General features: G+C 46.2%; 15 protein-coding genes. 14 read left to right on the top strand and 1 reads right to left on the bottom strand.

The window, feature by feature from the left end:
- Positions 1–30: 30 nt before the first annotated feature.
- From AB5I83_RS05625 to AB5I83_RS05615, 3 genes are all read left to right on the top strand, one after another.
- A complete protein-coding gene (locus tag AB5I83_RS05625; protein WP_448973489.1) occupies positions 31–1,560 on the top strand; it encodes an aldehyde dehydrogenase family protein in 1,530 nt (509 codons plus the stop codon).
- A gap of 26 nt (positions 1,561–1,586) precedes the next feature.
- Positions 1,587–2,801 (top strand): iron-containing alcohol dehydrogenase, encoded by a 1,215-nt coding sequence (locus AB5I83_RS05620; protein WP_448973487.1) that lies wholly within the window; start codon positions 1,587–1,589, stop codon positions 2,799–2,801.
- Positions 2,802–2,888: 87 nt separating this feature from the next.
- Complete coding sequence (locus tag AB5I83_RS05615) at positions 2,889–4,103, top strand: acyl-CoA dehydrogenase family protein (protein ID WP_448973485.1); 1,215 nt, start codon at positions 2,889–2,891, stop codon at positions 4,101–4,103.
- A 325-nt stretch (positions 4,104–4,428) separates the two neighbouring features.
- Here the strand turns inward: AB5I83_RS05615 and AB5I83_RS05610 are convergent, their stop codons facing one another.
- The gene (locus AB5I83_RS05610) at positions 4,429–5,478 is read right to left on the bottom strand and encodes a M42 family metallopeptidase (protein WP_448973484.1); all 1,050 of its coding nucleotides are present in this window, start codon (positions 5,476–5,478) and stop codon (positions 4,429–4,431) included.
- Positions 5,479–5,627: 149 nt separating this feature from the next.
- Here AB5I83_RS05610 and AB5I83_RS05605 point away from each other — a divergent pair, with 149 nt between their 5' ends.
- The 11 genes from AB5I83_RS05605 (at position 5,628) to AB5I83_RS05555 (ending at position 15,564) form a co-directional block, all read left to right on the top strand.
- Positions 5,628–6,527 (top strand): superoxide dismutase, encoded by a 900-nt coding sequence (locus tag AB5I83_RS05605; protein WP_448973482.1) that lies wholly within the window; start codon positions 5,628–5,630, stop codon positions 6,525–6,527.
- 80 nt (positions 6,528–6,607) lie between these two features.
- A complete protein-coding gene (locus AB5I83_RS05600) occupies positions 6,608–6,919 on the top strand; it encodes a DUF3892 domain-containing protein (protein ID WP_226641757.1) in 312 nt (103 codons plus the stop codon).
- Positions 6,920–7,079: 160 nt separating this feature from the next.
- Positions 7,080–8,255, top strand: a complete 1,176-nt coding sequence (locus AB5I83_RS05595) for an acyl-CoA dehydrogenase family protein (RefSeq protein WP_226084968.1) — start codon at positions 7,080–7,082, stop codon at positions 8,253–8,255.
- A gap of 48 nt (positions 8,256–8,303) precedes the next feature.
- The gene (locus AB5I83_RS05590; RefSeq protein WP_448973480.1) at positions 8,304–9,068 is read left to right on the top strand and encodes a beta-ketoacyl-ACP reductase; all 765 of its coding nucleotides are present in this window, start codon (positions 8,304–8,306) and stop codon (positions 9,066–9,068) included.
- 17 nt (positions 9,069–9,085) lie between these two features.
- Complete coding sequence (locus AB5I83_RS05585) at positions 9,086–9,535, top strand: MaoC family dehydratase N-terminal domain-containing protein (RefSeq protein ID WP_448973478.1); 450 nt, start codon at positions 9,086–9,088, stop codon at positions 9,533–9,535.
- Entirely contained in the window at positions 9,532–9,939 is a 408-nt protein-coding gene (locus AB5I83_RS05580; protein ID WP_448973477.1) for a MaoC/PaaZ C-terminal domain-containing protein, read from the top strand. The genes AB5I83_RS05585 and AB5I83_RS05580 overlap by 4 nt, the downstream gene beginning before the upstream one ends.
- A 159-nt stretch (positions 9,940–10,098) precedes the next feature.
- A complete protein-coding gene (locus AB5I83_RS05575; protein WP_448973475.1) occupies positions 10,099–11,250 on the top strand; it encodes an acyl-CoA dehydrogenase family protein in 1,152 nt (383 codons plus the stop codon).
- A 50-nt stretch (positions 11,251–11,300) separates the two neighbouring features.
- Positions 11,301–12,506, top strand: a complete 1,206-nt coding sequence (locus AB5I83_RS05570; RefSeq protein WP_448973473.1) for an acyl-CoA dehydrogenase — start codon at positions 11,301–11,303, stop codon at positions 12,504–12,506.
- 13 nt (positions 12,507–12,519) lie between these two features.
- Entirely contained in the window at positions 12,520–13,293 is a 774-nt protein-coding gene (locus AB5I83_RS05565; RefSeq protein WP_448973471.1) for an SDR family oxidoreductase, read from the top strand.
- A gap of 15 nt (positions 13,294–13,308) precedes the next feature.
- Complete coding sequence (locus tag AB5I83_RS05560) at positions 13,309–14,478, top strand: thiolase family protein (protein WP_448973469.1); 1,170 nt, start codon at positions 13,309–13,311, stop codon at positions 14,476–14,478.
- 30 nt (positions 14,479–14,508) lie between these two features.
- Positions 14,509–15,564: a phosphotransferase family protein gene (locus AB5I83_RS05555; protein ID WP_448973467.1), complete on the top strand. Its 1,056-nt coding sequence runs from the start codon at positions 14,509–14,511 to the stop codon at positions 15,562–15,564.
- Positions 15,565–15,570: the final 6 nt, after the last annotated feature.

The raw sequence follows: 15,570 nt of genomic DNA, 5'->3' as shown, positions 1-15,570 counted from the left end.
ACAAATGAAAATGATTGAGGAGGAAGCAAAATGACAGTAAATGTCGATGTAAAAACGTTCCCGTTATTCATTAATGGAAAATGGGAAGCAGCGGACAGCCAGGAAACCTTTGATGTCTTTAATCCAGCGACTGGAGAGCTTGTGGCACGAGTGGCAAAAGGGAATGCATCCGATGTGGACAGGGCTGTTGAGGCAGCACGTAAGGCATTTGATGAAACGGACTGGAAGGATATGAAGCCGAAGGACAGATCGAAGGTTCTTTATGCGATTTCCTATCAAATAGCTGCCCATGCTGAGGAACTTGCTTATCTGGAAGCCATCAGTTCCGGTGGTACGGTTAGAAGAATTGGCGCAAACGATATTTTACAAATGGTCGATTTGTTCCAGACTTTGGCCAAGTTCGTTGAAGAATACGAATTTTCCGAAACGCTGCCTAGTCCGCCATTCCCCGGGCCGGCACATAATTTTATCTGGCGCGAGCCAATCGGAGTTTGCGCAGCGATTACTCCTTGGAACCTGCCAATGGTGATTGCGACATGGAAAATCGCTCCAGCACTGGCGATGGGGAATACGATTGTGGTGAAACCAGCGAGCTACACTCCATTGTCGACATTGAAGCTAGCAGAAATCATTTCACAGGTCGTCCCTCCTGGAGTCATCAATGTCGTGACTGGACCAGGTGCAGAAGTTGGGGAAAAGCTGGCAAGTCACCCAAAAGTTGATAAGGTTGCTTTTACAGGTTCGACTGAAGTGGGCCGAAAGGTGATGCAGCTTGCTGCAGGGACAATAAAGAACACGACTCTCGAGCTTGGCGGCAAATCACCTAACATCATTTTGGAAGATGCTGACTTAAGTCTCGCTCTGCCAGGAAGCTTATTTGGAGTGTTTTTGCATTCGGGCCAGCTTTGTGAATCGGGCACGAGGCTGTTTGTTCCGGATCATTTGCATGATGTAATCGTTGAGAATCTTGTGAAGCTTGCCGGGAAAATCAAGCTAGGAAATCCACTTGACCCAGCAAGTGATGTGGGTCCGGTTATTTCCAAAAAGCAAAAAGAGACGATTTTATCCTATATCGAAGCCGGAAAAGCAGAGGGAGCAACCCTGGTTTGCGGCGGAAAGGAAGCAAAGGTTTCTGGCTGTGAAAATGGACATTTCATTGAACCAACGATTTTCACAAATGTAACCAATGACATGAAAATTGCCCGCGAAGAAATCTTCGGGCCGGTGCTGTCTGTCATTCGATATACAGATCTTGACGAAGCAATCAAGATGGCGAATGATACCATCTATGGTCTTGCTGCCGGCGTATGGACCAGGGATGTGAATAAAGCTTATGAGGTTGCCCGCAAGCTTCAGGCTGGTGTCGTCTGGATCAATGACTGGCATATGCTGCGCAATGATGCTCCATTTGGCGGATACAAGCAGAGCGGAATCGGCCGCGAGATGGGCAAGCATTCACTCGATGCATATACTCAAGTCAAGCATGTCCACACTTCGATGGTCCCTGAAGCACATAAGCGTACATGGTATGGTTTGCTGCTTTCTGACAGTGCTGAATAATAAAAAATTCTAATGAGGTGAAAAGGATGCAAACGACAACATTATCACAGTTCTCCCTGCGTTCGGCAATTTACAGTGGGTCAAACTCCCGAGCCCTAGTACCTGATTTGTTCAATGGCTTAGGGTCTAAAAGAGTGGTTCTTTTTAGCGACAGGGGGCTGGAAAAAGCCGGAGTAGTAGACAAGGTCGCCCAGATTTTCGAGTTGACCTGTAAAGGATCTGGACCTGAACTGGCAGGGATTTATGTAGACATAGCCCAGGATGCGGAGAGCCGTTCGGTGAACGATGCGCTCAGTTATGCAAGGGAAGTGGGTGCTGACGGGTTGCTCGCAGTCGGAGGCGGCAGCGTGCTTGATACGGTTAAGGGAGTAAAATATGCCATGCATAAAGGGTTAACCGACATCAAGGAAGCAATCCCCGGCGGCTTTTTATTTGAACAGTTTCCAAAGGCGACGCATATTCCAATTCCACATATCGCCATTCCTACAACAGCGGGTACAGGGTCAGAAGTGTCGCCGATCGCGGTCATCTACAATGAGGATATACAGATGAAAGGCAACATCATCAATCCTTTCCTCAGCGCTGATATTGCTGTGCTGGATCCAGACTTGACTGTAGGACTGCCGCCGGCCATCACGGCTTTTACCGGTTTTGATGCTTTGACTCATGCGATCGAGGCTTTAGCTTCTCCAAGTGCCACTGCACTGACTGACGCCCATGCTTTGCATGCAATCAGGCTGATAGAAACAAATCTCCCAATTGCAGTAGCAGAAGGTTCCAATCTTGATGCGAGAATGGAAATGCTGCAGGCGAGCCTAATGGGAATCACCGCATTCAGTTTTGCATTGAATGCCATTCCGGTGCATAATTTCGCCCATGCATATGGCGCATTATTCCGAATCCCTCATGGACTGGCAAATGCTGTTTTCCTGCCTGTAGTAATGGAATATGTACCAAGCCTGTACCTTCCAAAGGTAAAAGAACTAGCCGCTGCATTGAGAATTGACTTTGATGCCCATGAGGAGAATGAGACCGTCCTGGCTAAAGTCGTTGAAAAATTGCGCCTGCTTCAGCATAAGACTGGATTGCCTTCAGACTTTACAGAATACAACCTGACCGAGGAAGATCTGGAACGTGTTGGAAGTGCCGTTGCCAAGGACCCTGCCGCCGTATCCTTCCCGATGCCAAAAGAGCTGATTCAGGCTGTCGGCCAGCAGGTCGTACCGATTGGGGTTAAGTAATAATCTATTAGGGGGAAACCAATCGGGGTTTAACCCTCTTTTTACAGTTTCTAACAGATTAGGACTATAAAGGAGTGGTCACAGAAGATGAATTTTGATTTTACTGAGGAACAGGAGCTCTTGAGAAAAACTGTCAGGAGCTTTGTCGATAAGGAAATCATGCCATATATAAAAGAATGGGATGAGAAACAGCATTTCGAGACCAGTATTTTAACAAGGCTTGCCGATTTGGGACTCATGGGTGTCTGTATACCAGAGCAATATGGAGGAAGCGGAATGGACTACAATTCCCTTGCGATTGTATGCGAGGAACTTGAGCGCGGAGACACGGCCTTCAGGACAGCGGTCTCTGTTCATACCGGTCTAAATAGCATGACATTGCTCCAGTGGGGAACTGAGAAGCAAAAGCAAAAATATCTGGTTCCCCAATCAAACGGAGAGAAGGTAGGAGCATTCGGGCTTACAGAGCCTAACGCAGGTTCGGATGTGGCCGCAATGCAGACAACGGCGCGTGACGCAGGAGATCACTACGTACTCAATGGATCAAAAACATGGATCTCATTAAGTGATGTAGCTGATCATTTTCTTGTATTTGCTTATACAGATAAAAGCAATAAACACCATGGCATCTCTGCCTTTATAGTGGAAAGGACCTGGGAAGGCTTCTCCTCTAAAGCCATAAAAGGGAAGTTGGGTATTAGGGCCGGAAATACCGGTGAGATCTTCTTTGATAATCTAAAGGTTCCAAAAGAAAATTTGCTGGGACAGGAGGGAGATGGCTTTAAAATTGCAATGTCTGCACTGGATAATGGACGCTTTACAGTAGCTGCGGGTGCATGCGGAACAATCATGGCAAGCCTTGAGGCCAGTGTGAAGTACTGTCATGAACGAAGCACCTTTGGCAAAGAAATCGGCAGGCACCAGCTTGTACAGCAGATGATTGCCAGGATGGAAGCCGGCCTCATACAGTCCCGTTTGCTGGTTTACCGTGCAGGCTGGCTGAAAAATCAGGGGAAGAGGAATACCAGGGAAACTTCCTTGGCAAAATGGCAGGCATGCGACTATGCCTATGAAGCTGCAAATGATGCCGTCCAAATCCATGGAGCCTATGGTTTCTCCAACGAATACCCGGTTGAACGGTATCTGCGTAACGCCAAAGCACCCGTCATTTATGAAGGGACACGAGAAATCCACACAGTCATGCAAGGAGAGTATGCTTTAGGTTATCGTGTTGATAAGCCATTGTCGAAAATGCTCCCAGCGTGGCCATTTGACTCGGTTAGCGAGGAAGCTGTGAAATAAGAAACGGGAGAGATTGAGTAGATGCCCGAAAAGCGATGGTGAAGTCAACTTGGGTAAATGGAAGTATACTGCTTTACCCGTAATTCAGTGAAGAGCTCTTTTTCGGTAAAAGCAACCTCTCTGCTTTGCCCATAATTCAGTGGGAGCTCTTTTTTGGTAAAAGAAACCACTCTGCTTTTCCCGTAATTCGGCGGAAAGCCCTTTTTAGGTAAAGCAGCACTTTTTGTCGCCCATTATGGCTGGCAGCAAACACCTATACGAACCTACACACCAATAATTACAAAAAAGTGATCACCTCATTAAGCAGGTGATCACCTTTTTACTTTTACAATACCATTTCAGATTGTACGTAGTGGTACAGGAGTTTCGCTGTGTTCTCGATAGAATCCTTGTGTGTTCTTTCGAATGCGTGTGATGAGTCAATTCCCGGTCCAATCAGTCCATGGATGATGTCGTGCCCTGATCGGATAGCAGCAGATGCGTCTGATCCGTAGAATGGATAAATATCGAGTTTGTAGCCGATTTCATTGTCAATCGCAAGCTGTGTCAGCCTTTTCCTTAGCTCGTAATGATATGGGCCGCTCGCATCCTTTACGCAGATGGAGACTGTATACTCATCCGTTGACTGGCCATCACCCATTGCACCCATATCGACTGCTAAATACTCTACGGTTTCCGGTGTGATATTCGAGTTCCCGCCATAGCCGATTTCTTCGTTATTAGAAATTAAAAAGTGTGTAGTGTAAGGCAGTTCTATGTTTTCGCTTTTCATTTGTTTGATTAATTGAAGCATGATGGCGACACTTGCTTTATCATCAAGGTGCCGAGATTTTATGTATCCTGAAGGAGTAGTCTGGACGCGCGGATCAAACGATACAAAATCTCCAACTTCAATTCCAAGTGCTTTGACATCATCTGCGCTATGTACTTTTTCGTCAATGCGCACTTCCATGTTGTCCTGGTTGCGTTCTGCTTTTCCAGCATCCTTGTATACATGGACAGAGGTCTGGTGCATTAAAATAGTACCGGTGAACTTTTTGCCGCTGGAGGTTTCAATTTCGCAGTATTCACCTTCGATGGAGTTATACTTGAAGCCGCCAATCAAATCAAGCTTAAGACGCCCACTCGGCTTGATTTCTTTTACGATCGCTCCGAGAGTATCCACATGGGCAGTCAGCATTCTATGGTTCAGCTGATCCTTGCCAGGAAGAGTCGCAATCAAACCTCCTTTACGGTTTCGTTTTGTATCAACCTGCAATTCCTTCAAATAATTTTCTACATATGTAATGACTTCGTTTGTATTTCCTGAAGGGCTGGGGATACTGACCAATTCCTGCAATAAATTTAATGTTTCATCTGTGTTCGGGTATGCCATAATAAAACTCCTCTCAAATAAAAATCTTCGCATAATTCATATTATAAACTTTTTTCACGCAGCAAAGTAAGCCTTTATCCAAAATACAGTAATCACCTACCGAGTCTATTCATATTTTGATTATGGATGCAGTTTTGGGAGGGATTAAGATGAATGGGTATTGGTTCAGGTATTCATTGCTGGAATGGTGCAAGGAGATGGAAGCGAAATGGAATTCAGTAAAAGGGCAACTTAGAGATTCCGCTGATGAAACCGCCTTAAATCAATGGGAAGCAAATCTTCTGACACTGAAAGCTCATGCCGAAAATTCCATGGATGATGAAGCACTATATGCTCAAGCCAGAAGCTTATATGACGAGCTTGCGGGATATTTATATGGCTCTGAATCAGAAATTGATCGGCAGCAAGGCCAGAGACTTCAGCCTGTGCCTATAGGCGGCCACAAACTTCCTCCGTTGCCTTATGCTTACGATGCGCTTGAGCCTGTGATTGATCAGCAGATCATGAGACTTCACCATTTAAAGCACCACCAGAGCTATGTAAACGGATTGAACAAGGCGGAAACAGAAATGCAGAAAGCAAGACAAACAGGGGATTTCGGTTTGATTAAACATTGGGAAAGAGAAGCAGCCTTCAATGGAGCCGGCCATTATCTCCATACAATTTTTTGGAACATCATGAGCCCAAATGGCGGCGGCACGCCAAAGGGACAGCTCGGGAAAGCAATCAACGATTCATTCGGCAGCTTTGACGGATTCAAAAAACATTTTTCAGAAGCCGCCAAAAATGTTGAAGCAGTTGGCTGGGCAATTCTTGTTTGGTCACCTCGTTCCCACAGGCTGGAAATCCTCCAGGCCGAAAAGCATCAAAACTTAACCCAGTGGGATGTTGTCCCTTTACTTGTCTTGGATGTTTGGGAACATGCTTATTATCTGCAGTATAAGAACGAACGGGCAAAATATGTTGAAAACTGGTGGAAGGTCGTCAACTGGAAAGAAGTCGAGCAGCGGTTTAATAAGGCCAGAACATTGGCATGGCAGCCTTTTTGAGGAGTGACTTAATGTCACCCTTTTTTTGTATAAAAGCCTCCCTTTAGCAAACACTAAACATATGTTCGGGAGGTGTTTTTATGGAAAGTAAAGATTTTAACCAGATTTACAATGAATACAAGGAACAAAGCCAGGGGCAGGCAGAGCTGGAAGCAAACTCACCGCAACCAGGAAAAGAGCAAATCGTTGCCGTACGAAAAAATGATGATGGTGACCTGATTGCTTTTAAAACTGAGAGCGGGAGAGAGCTCGATTATGTTTCCGCACTGTCTGAGGCAAAAGCGGGCAAGCTTGCACACGTTGATGTATTCCATAAATATGGCCGCGATATTCTGAGGAGCGAGCCAGATGGAATTAAGGAAAACAATCTCGATCATTTACCTCATTTTTAGCAGGGAGATTTCCCTGCATTTTTTATAAATTACTTGATTTTTCAGAAAGTTCAATCTAAAATAAAACTTACATACCAACCGGTAGGTATGTAATGAAAAGTTATGACATATATTTTTTAATAGACTATCAGAATTCAAGAATAGGATGGGAGTGACAATTATGCATTTACGCCTTACAGAAGAACAAAAAATGGTGCAAAAAACGATTCGCAGATTTGTAGAAAAAGAATTAATGCCGCTCGAAAATGAAGTCTTAAGAAATGAGAGAGAAGGACGGCCAAGCCTTCCTCCCGGAAAAATGAATGAATTGCAGATGAAGGCTAAAGAAGCAGGTTTCTGGGGGATCAATACACCAGAACAATATGGCGGTGCTGATTTGGGCCAGATGATGATGGCCATCGTCTTGATGGAAGTTTCGAAAACGTTCGTGCCTTTCCAATTTGGCGGTTCGGCAGACAACATTCTTTACTATGGAAATGAAGAACAAAAGCAGAAGTACCTGATTCCAACCATCAACGGTGAGAAAAAATCATGTTTTGCGATGACAGAACCTGGAGCCGGTTCAGATACAAGGAATATTAAAATGACAGCTGTGAAGGACGGAAATGAATGGGTACTGAACGGTGAGAAAACTTTTATAACAGGTGGAAACGAGGCTGACTTTGTCATGGTCATCGCGATCACGGATAAAGAAAAGCACCGTGCCACTGGCCGTGACGGGGTGACCTGCTTTATTGTCGACCGGGATATGGGCTGGAAATCAGAGTTTATACATACGATGGGCGAATGGGGGCCGGCGGGGCTGGTGTTTGATAACGTCCGTGTACCAGAGGAAAATATCCTGGGCGAAGTAGATGGCGGCTATAAACTGGGACTGGAATGGATCGGATTTGCAAGATGGGTTGTTGGTGCAAGGGCAATAGGAGCCGCTGAACGCTTGCTGCAAATGGCCATCGACTATTCAAAAGAACGGATTACTTTTGGCAAGCCGATTGCCGAAAGACAAGCTATCCAATGGATGATCGCGGATTCCGCAGTGGAAATCGAAGCCGCAAGATGGCTCGTGCTCAATGCAGCCTATACTCTTGATGCTGGTGAAGATAACAGGCATATGGCATCGATGGCAAAATTGTATGGTTCCAATATGGGGAACAGGGTTGTGGACCGCGTCATGCAAATTCATGGAGGAATGGGCTACACAAGGGAACTGCCGATCGAGCGCTGGTATCGTGAAGCAAGACTTTGGAGAATTTACGATGGCACGGATGAAATCCAACGAATGATCATCGCCAGGGATCTTTTGAAAGGACATGTGAAGATCGGCCAGTTTGTTTAATCGATAATTGTAAGCGTTAACAGAGTGATAGATAGAGGAGGAACTAGAATGGCAGGAAGATTTGAGGGCAAGGTTGCTTTTGTGACGGGAGGAAGCAGAGGAATCGGGAAAGGAATTGTTCAACTTTTCGCAGAGGAAGGTGCAAAGGTTGCTTTTGTTGACTTGAATGAGGAAGCATTGGCAGAAACCACAAATGAGCTGCGTGAAAAAGGATACGAGGTTTACTCCAAAGTAGCAAATGTGACGGACTCCGAACAGGTGGAGCAAGCAATGAAAGAGGTGCATGACACTTTTGGCTCTGTCGACATCCTTGTGAACAATGCAGGTGTCATCCGCGATAATTTGCTTTTCAAAATGACGGATTCTGATTGGCAAACAGTCATGGATGTCCATTTGAAAGGTTCGTTCAATGCTGCTAAAGCAGCTCAGAAGTACATGGTAGAACAGAAATATGGGCGGATCGTCAATATTTCGTCTACCTCCGCTCTTGGCAACAGAGGCCAGGCAAACTATGCAGCTGCAAAGGCAGGTCTGCAGGGTTTTACTAAAACACTCGCAATTGAGCTGGGGCGTTATGGGATAACAGCCAATTCAGTCGCTCCAGGCTTTATCGAGACGGAAATGACGAAAGAAACAGCAGCTCGAATCGGCATCTCGTTTGATGACCTGATTAAACACAGTATAGCGAGCATTCCAGTCGGCAGGAGCGGAAAACCTGCGGATATCGCCAATGCAGTTGCCTTCTTTGCTGATGAAAAATCATCCTTTGTTAACGGCCAGGTCATTTATGTAGCTGGCGGTCCAAAAAATTAATGTGAGGTGAAGAACCTGTGTTCAAACAACATATTGGTAAACAATCCAATAAAGTAAAAAACATTGTGGAACGAGGGGCTGTCAGGAAATTTGCTGAAGCAATCGGAGATCTTCATCCCATTTTCATTGATGAAGATACGGGAAAAAAATCACGATATAACAGGAACATTGCCCCGCCTACCTTTCCGAGGGTTTTCGACTACGGAACAATACAGGGACTGAATCTTCCTAATAAAGGCTTGATTCATGGCGAACAGACTTATCATTACGAGCGCCCTTTGCTTGTAGGCGAAGAAATAACCTGTTACTCGGTGATCAAAAATTATTTCGAAAAGAAAGGAACCCAGGGGGAGATGGGCTTCCTTGTATTAGAAAGCTTTGGTGAGGATGAAATGGGAAAACTAGTCTTTTCCTCCACTCAAACGGTCATTATCACGGAAGCAGTAAGGAAGGTGTTGATCGGATGAGCAGCTTAGCAGAATTGAATGTAGGAGAATCCCTGAAGGAGATCCAGCTTGAACCTGTCGACCGGATTACCCTGATCAAATATGCTGGTGCCTCAGGAGATTACAATCCAATCCATACAATCGATGATGAAGCTAAGAAAGCTGGGTTACCGGGAATCATCGCTCATGGCATGTGGACAATGGGCAACCTGGCAAAGCTATTCACTGATTTTTACGAGGAAGGATTCATTCAGGATTATACGATTCGGTTTAAAGGGATGGTGTTTCTGAATGATGTCGTCACTCTCCAGGCTGAACTGGCAGAGGAAAATGCGAACATCCTTAGATTCAACGTTAAGGCAGTCAATCAAAATGGCAATGAAGTCATTAAGGGAGACGTCCTCTATCATCGGTATGCTTCTTAGTAACCAAAAACCCGGCATAAAATTGCTGGGTTTATTGCTATAACGGGCAGAGGATGCCACGTTGGAATATAACGTGATTTTAAGGAATATCGACTTTCGATTCACTACTTGTATCTGGAATTGTTAATTCAAAAAGAGGAAACGAGGTGTTAAACCCCAGTGAACTTTGATTTTGACGAAGACTTACTCGCGTTAAAAAGAAATGTTCGTGATTTTATCCAGAGTGAAGTCGAGCCTGTTGCGATGCAAATCGAAGAAGAGGACAAAATTCCGCAAAACATTATACAGCTTTCCAGGGAAATGGGCCTCTTTGGATTAAGCATACCGGAGGAATACGGCGGACTAGGAATAGGAATAGGAATGGTGGAGAAATGTGCCCTGTATGAGGAGATCGGCCAGACGCACAATGGCTATACAACATTAATTGGAGCCCATACCGGCATTGGCACAGTCGGGATCGTCGAGCTGGGCAATCAGCAGCAAAAGCGAAAATATTTGCCTGCTATGGCCACCGGAGAAAAAATCGGTGCCTTTGCTCTCACAGAACCTGATGCCGGTTCGAATGCGGTCAACCTAAAAACGACTGCGGTCAAAAAAGGCGATAAATATGTACTCAACGGTTTGAAGCACTATATTACGAATGCAATTGAGGCGAGTGTTTTTACAGTGATGGCAGTAACTGACTCTGAAAAAGGGGCAAAGGGAATCACTTCGTTTATCGTTGAGAAGGACTTTCCCGGCTTCGAGCTTGGCAAAGTAGAAAAAAAGATGGGTCTGAAGGGGTCCCATTCAGCAGAATTGGTGTTCGAGGATTGTGAGGTTCCAATTGAAAATGTTCTTGGAACTGAAGGCCAAGGGTATGTAAATGCGTTGAAAATATTGGCCAATGGAAGGGCTGGCCTCGCAGCACGTAATCTGGGGTCATGCCAGAAACTCCTTGACATGTCTGTTGCCTACGCTAAAGAGAGGATTCAGTTCGGAAAACCGATTATCAAGCACCAGGCAGTAAGCCATATGCTAGCAGAAATGGCTGTTGAGATCGAAGCACTCAGGTCTTTTACATACCGAGTTGCCTGGATGGTTGATTCCAGCCAAAAGGTCATCAAGGAAGCTGCCATGCTAAAGCTCTATGGATCGGAGGTTTACAACAGGGTCGCCGATAAAGCAGTGCAGATTCATGGCGGTCTCGGTTATATATCAGATTACCCGGTTGAAAGATATTTCCGTGATGCTCGGATCACAAGAATTTATGAGGGCACGTCTGAAATCCAGAAAAACATAATAGCTGCCCAGCTTGAAAAAGAGTATTAACACGCCAACATACCTACTAGTTAGTATGAAAAAAGAAAGAGGTGGTATGGATGAATTTCAACCATACGGAAAAGGTCAAGGAATACCAGGCAAGGCTGACTGAATTCATGGATGAATACATTTATCCAAATGAGAAGGTATACAAAGACCAGATTGATAAGAATGACCCTTTTTCAAAAGTTCCTCCAATTATGGAAGAGCTGAAGAATAAAGCGAAAGAGAAAGGACTTTGGAACTTGTTTTTACCAGAGAGCCAATACGGCGAAGGCCTTACCAACCTTGAGTACGCACCGCTTTGTGAAATCATGGGAAGGTCAAGCATCGCGCCAGAGGTGTTCAATTGCGCTGCGCCTGATACGGGCAATATGGAAGTTCTCGTCCGTTACGGAACTGAAGAGCATAAGGAACAATGGCTGAAACCGCTCCTTGATGGCGAGATCAGGTCCTGCTTCTCGATGACGGAGCCTGATGTTGCTTCCTCTGACGCAACGAATATCCAGGCAAGCGTCGTCCGTGATGGAGATGAGTATGTCATCAACGGGACGAAGTGGTGGTCATCTGGTGCAGGAGATCCTCGCTGCAAGATTGCGATCGTGATGGGCAAAAATGATCCAGATGCCCCGAAGCATGAACAGCAATCTATGATTCTTGTTCCTCTTGATACACCAGGAGTAAGAATTAAAAGAATCCTGCCTGTATTTGGGTACGACCATGCGCCTCATGGACACGCAGAAATAGAATACAAGAATGTGAGAGTGCCAGCATCCAATATGCTATGGGGAGAAGGAAAAGGCTTTGCCATTGCCCAGGGCCGTCTTGGACCAGGGAGAATCCATCACTGCATGAGAACGATTGGCGCGGCTGAACGTGCACTGGAAGAGATGTCAAAACGGGTTCTTCAAAGGGCTGCATTCGGAAAAAGGCTCGCCGACCAGGGCGTCATCCAGGAGTGGATAGCAGAAGCAAGGATTGATATCGAGCAGGCGAGACTCCTGACATTGAAGGCTGCCTACATGATGGATACGGTAGGAAACAAAGAAGCCAAGGCCGAAATCGCGATGATTAAAGTGGTTGCTCCTAATATGGCACTGAAAATCATTGACAGGGCTATCCAGGCATTTGGTGCGGCAGGTGTAAGTGATGACTTCACGCTCGCAGCGGCATGGGCGAATATCAGGACTCTAAGATTGGCGGATGGCCCTGATGAGGTACACAAACGAGCGATTGCAAGATACGAACTGAAAAAATATATGTAAGGAGGAGACATCAATGCATGTATCTGAATTATTTTCACTTAAAGGAAAAGTAGCGATTGTCACTGGCGGAGGACGAGGCCTTGGGGAACAAATCGCGATTGGTTTCGCAGAAGCAGGAGCCAATGTGGTAGTTTGCTCACGGCGGGTCGAAGCCTGTGAAGAAGTTAGCGAGAAATTGAAGGGAATGGGTGTTGAATCCATGGCTCTTAAATGTGACATCACCAATCCGGAAGATGTGAAGAGCGTAGTCGAACAAACTGTGGAGAAATTCGGCCGGATCGATATCCTTGTCAATAACAGCGGAGCTTCTTGGGGAGCGCCGGCGGAGGAAATGCCGCTAGAAGCATGGCAAAAAGTCCTGAATGTCAATGTAACAGGAACGTTCTTAATGTCCCAGGCGGCTGGGAAAGTGATGCTTGAGCAAGGGGCAGGCAAAATCATCAATATTGCGTCTGTTGCAGGATTGAAAGGGTCCAATCCAAAGGTAATGGACGCAATTGGTTATAACGCCAGCAAAGGGGCTGTCATTACTTTTACAAAGGACCTCGCAGTAAAATGGGGCCCGCGAGGCATTTACGTTAATGCGATTGCACCGGGTTTCTTCCCGACAAAGATGTCAAAGGGGCTGCTGGAAAAAGGTGGCCAGGCGATTCTTGAGGGAACTCCATTACGAAAATTCGGCTCTGACACGGACCTTAAGGGCGTAGCAGTATTCCTGGCTGCAGCAGCGTCTGATTACATTACTGGTGATGTAGTCGTTGTCGATGGCGGGACACATGTACTGTAAAAGGAGGAAGCTCTCATGAATAGGGATGCAGTGATCGTATCTGCTGTCAGGACGGCGATTGGCAGGCAGGGCGGAGCACTTGCTTCGGTACCTGCCCATGTGTTTGGTGCAGAGGTGATCAAAGAGGCAATCGGGAGGGCAAATGTACAGCCTGAAATGATTGAGGATGTCATCATGGGGAATGTCATCAGCGGAGGCGGGAACATTGCCCGACTTACAGCGCTGCAAACAGGACTTTCCCTTGAATTGCCTGGCCTGACGATCGACCGCCAGTGCGGGTCAGGTATTAATGCAGTCAATCTTGCGGCCCAGGCAATTATGTCGGGGGCGGGCGATGTCTATGTTGCTGGCGGCATCGAAAGCATGAGCAGGGCTCCTTATTTAATGGATAAACCAGAAAGACCCTATAGCCCTCTGCCACCAAGTTTCAGGAAGTCCCAGCTGTCACCTGAAGAAATCGGAGATCCGCCAATGGGAATCACAGCAGAGAATCTCGTAACAAAATATGCAATTAGCAGGGAAGAGCAGGATGAATTCGCACTCTCCAGCCAGCAAAAAATGGCGGCAGCGATGGCTGAAGGCCGGTTTGATGAACAGATTATCCCAATCTCGATACCTGTCCGAAAGGGTTCACCGGTCATATTTAACAAGGATGAGCATCCACGGCCGCAAACGACTTTGGATGCCCTGGCTCAACTTAAGCCAGCGTTTTTACCGAATGGGACTGTCACAGCCGGAAGCAGTTCGGGCCTGAATGATGCCGCGGCAGCATTACTTGTTATGTCAAGGGAGAAAGCACAAGAATTGGGTGTGAGACCAATGGCCGTCATAAGGGAGCAGGCAGTAGCCGGGGTAGATCCGAATCTTATGGGCATTGGACCAGTTCCTGCAGTCAGGAAAGTGCTGGAAAAGTCTGGACTGACTCTCGATGAAATGGACATCATCGAGATAAACGAGGCATTTGCTGCCCAGGTCATTGCATGTGACAGGGAGCTAAAGATGGATAAGGAAAAGGTCAATGTGAATGGCGGAGCAATTGCCCATGGGCATCCTCTTGGAGCCACAGGAGCAATCCTTGTGACGAAAGCTGTTTACGAGCTCGAAAGAAGAGGCGGACGGTACGCGCTTATCACTGCCTGTATTGGCGGAGGACAGGGTATCGCCACGATTATTGAACGAGAATAGAAATTTCAGCTTAAAGGAGGACTGGTACTTATGGCTTCTGATACGATTCCAATCAGACAAGGGGAAGAACTTGATACCAGCGCGATCGAAAATTACTTAAGGGAGCAATTGACGAATCTTCCTGGAGATAACCTGACGATTGAGCAATTCAGCTTTGGAAAATCGAATTTAACCTATCAGCTGAAGATGGGGGAGTGGGAGGCGGTTCTACGGCGCCCACCGCTTGGTCCTGTGGCACCAAAAGCGCATGATATGGAGAGAGAATATAAAATCCTGAAAGAAATCAGCCCTCATTTTTCAGCAGCTCCGGAGCCCTATTTATTTGCTGATGAAAGAGTGATCGGCAGTCCATTTTTTGTGATGGAAAGAAAGCGCGGCATTGTACTTGACACCGATTTTCCCGAAGGCGTCATGCCAACTGATAAAATGTGCAGATCATTGTCTGAAACGATGGTCAACCATCTTGTCCAGCTGCACAGTATCGATTACCAGAAGACAAAACTTACGGAAATGACAAAACCAGAAGGCTTCATGGAAAGGCAGGTTATAGGCTGGATCCGCCGCTACGAACGGGCGGAAACGGATATTGTCCAAGGCGTGGAGCAGTTGAAGCAATGGATGCTAACAAATGTATCTGAATCTCAAACTCCAGCCATTATCCATTACGATTACAAATTGAATAACTCAATGTTCAATGAGGAATTGACAGAAATGGTCGGACTGTTCGACTGGGAGATGACTACTGTGGGTGATCCGCTTGCCGATTTAGGTGTCGCGATGAGCTACTGGATTGAACCCGACGACTCTGATCTTTTGAAAAAAGGGATGGGTAAGCCGCCCGTTACGGTGACCCCCGGCTTTATGACACGTGATGAATTTTTGGAGGACTATGCCAGGAAAAGCGGCAGGGACCTGGCCAACATGAACTTTTATCAAACATTCGCTTATTTTAAACTTGCTGTCATTTGCCAGCAAATCTATTACAGGTGGAAAAAGGGGCAAACGACGGACCCACGGTTTGCACACCTTGATGAATTTGTCAGCAGCTTGATCCAATACTCTCTTTACACAGCAGAAAAAAAATGACAGAAA

Source organism: Mesobacillus sp. LC4, assembly GCF_053543455.1.
This window is presented reverse-complemented; position numbering and strand designations above follow the sequence as displayed.

Coding starts and splice junctions, on each gene's coding strand:
- AB5I83_RS05625 (WP_448973489.1), top strand. CDS start 31: ATGACAGTAAATGTCGATGTAAAAACGTTCCCGTTATTCATTAATGGA.
- AB5I83_RS05620 (WP_448973487.1), top strand. CDS start 1,587: ATGCAAACGACAACATTATCACAGTTCTCCCTGCGTTCGGCAATTTAC.
- AB5I83_RS05615 (WP_448973485.1), top strand. CDS start 2,889: ATGAATTTTGATTTTACTGAGGAACAGGAGCTCTTGAGAAAAACTGTC.
- AB5I83_RS05610 (WP_448973484.1), bottom strand. CDS start 5,478: ATGGCATACCCGAACACAGATGAAACATTAAATTTATTGCAGGAATTG.
- AB5I83_RS05605 (WP_448973482.1), top strand. CDS start 5,628: ATGAATGGGTATTGGTTCAGGTATTCATTGCTGGAATGGTGCAAGGAG.
- AB5I83_RS05600 (WP_226641757.1), top strand. CDS start 6,608: ATGGAAAGTAAAGATTTTAACCAGATTTACAATGAATACAAGGAACAA.
- AB5I83_RS05595 (WP_226084968.1), top strand. CDS start 7,080: ATGCATTTACGCCTTACAGAAGAACAAAAAATGGTGCAAAAAACGATT.
- AB5I83_RS05590 (WP_448973480.1), top strand. CDS start 8,304: ATGGCAGGAAGATTTGAGGGCAAGGTTGCTTTTGTGACGGGAGGAAGC.
- AB5I83_RS05580 (WP_448973477.1), top strand. CDS start 9,532: ATGAGCAGCTTAGCAGAATTGAATGTAGGAGAATCCCTGAAGGAGATC.
- AB5I83_RS05570 (WP_448973473.1), top strand. CDS start 11,301: ATGAATTTCAACCATACGGAAAAGGTCAAGGAATACCAGGCAAGGCTG.
- AB5I83_RS05565 (WP_448973471.1), top strand. CDS start 12,520: ATGCATGTATCTGAATTATTTTCACTTAAAGGAAAAGTAGCGATTGTC.
- AB5I83_RS05560 (WP_448973469.1), top strand. CDS start 13,309: ATGAATAGGGATGCAGTGATCGTATCTGCTGTCAGGACGGCGATTGGC.
- AB5I83_RS05555 (WP_448973467.1), top strand. CDS start 14,509: ATGGCTTCTGATACGATTCCAATCAGACAAGGGGAAGAACTTGATACC.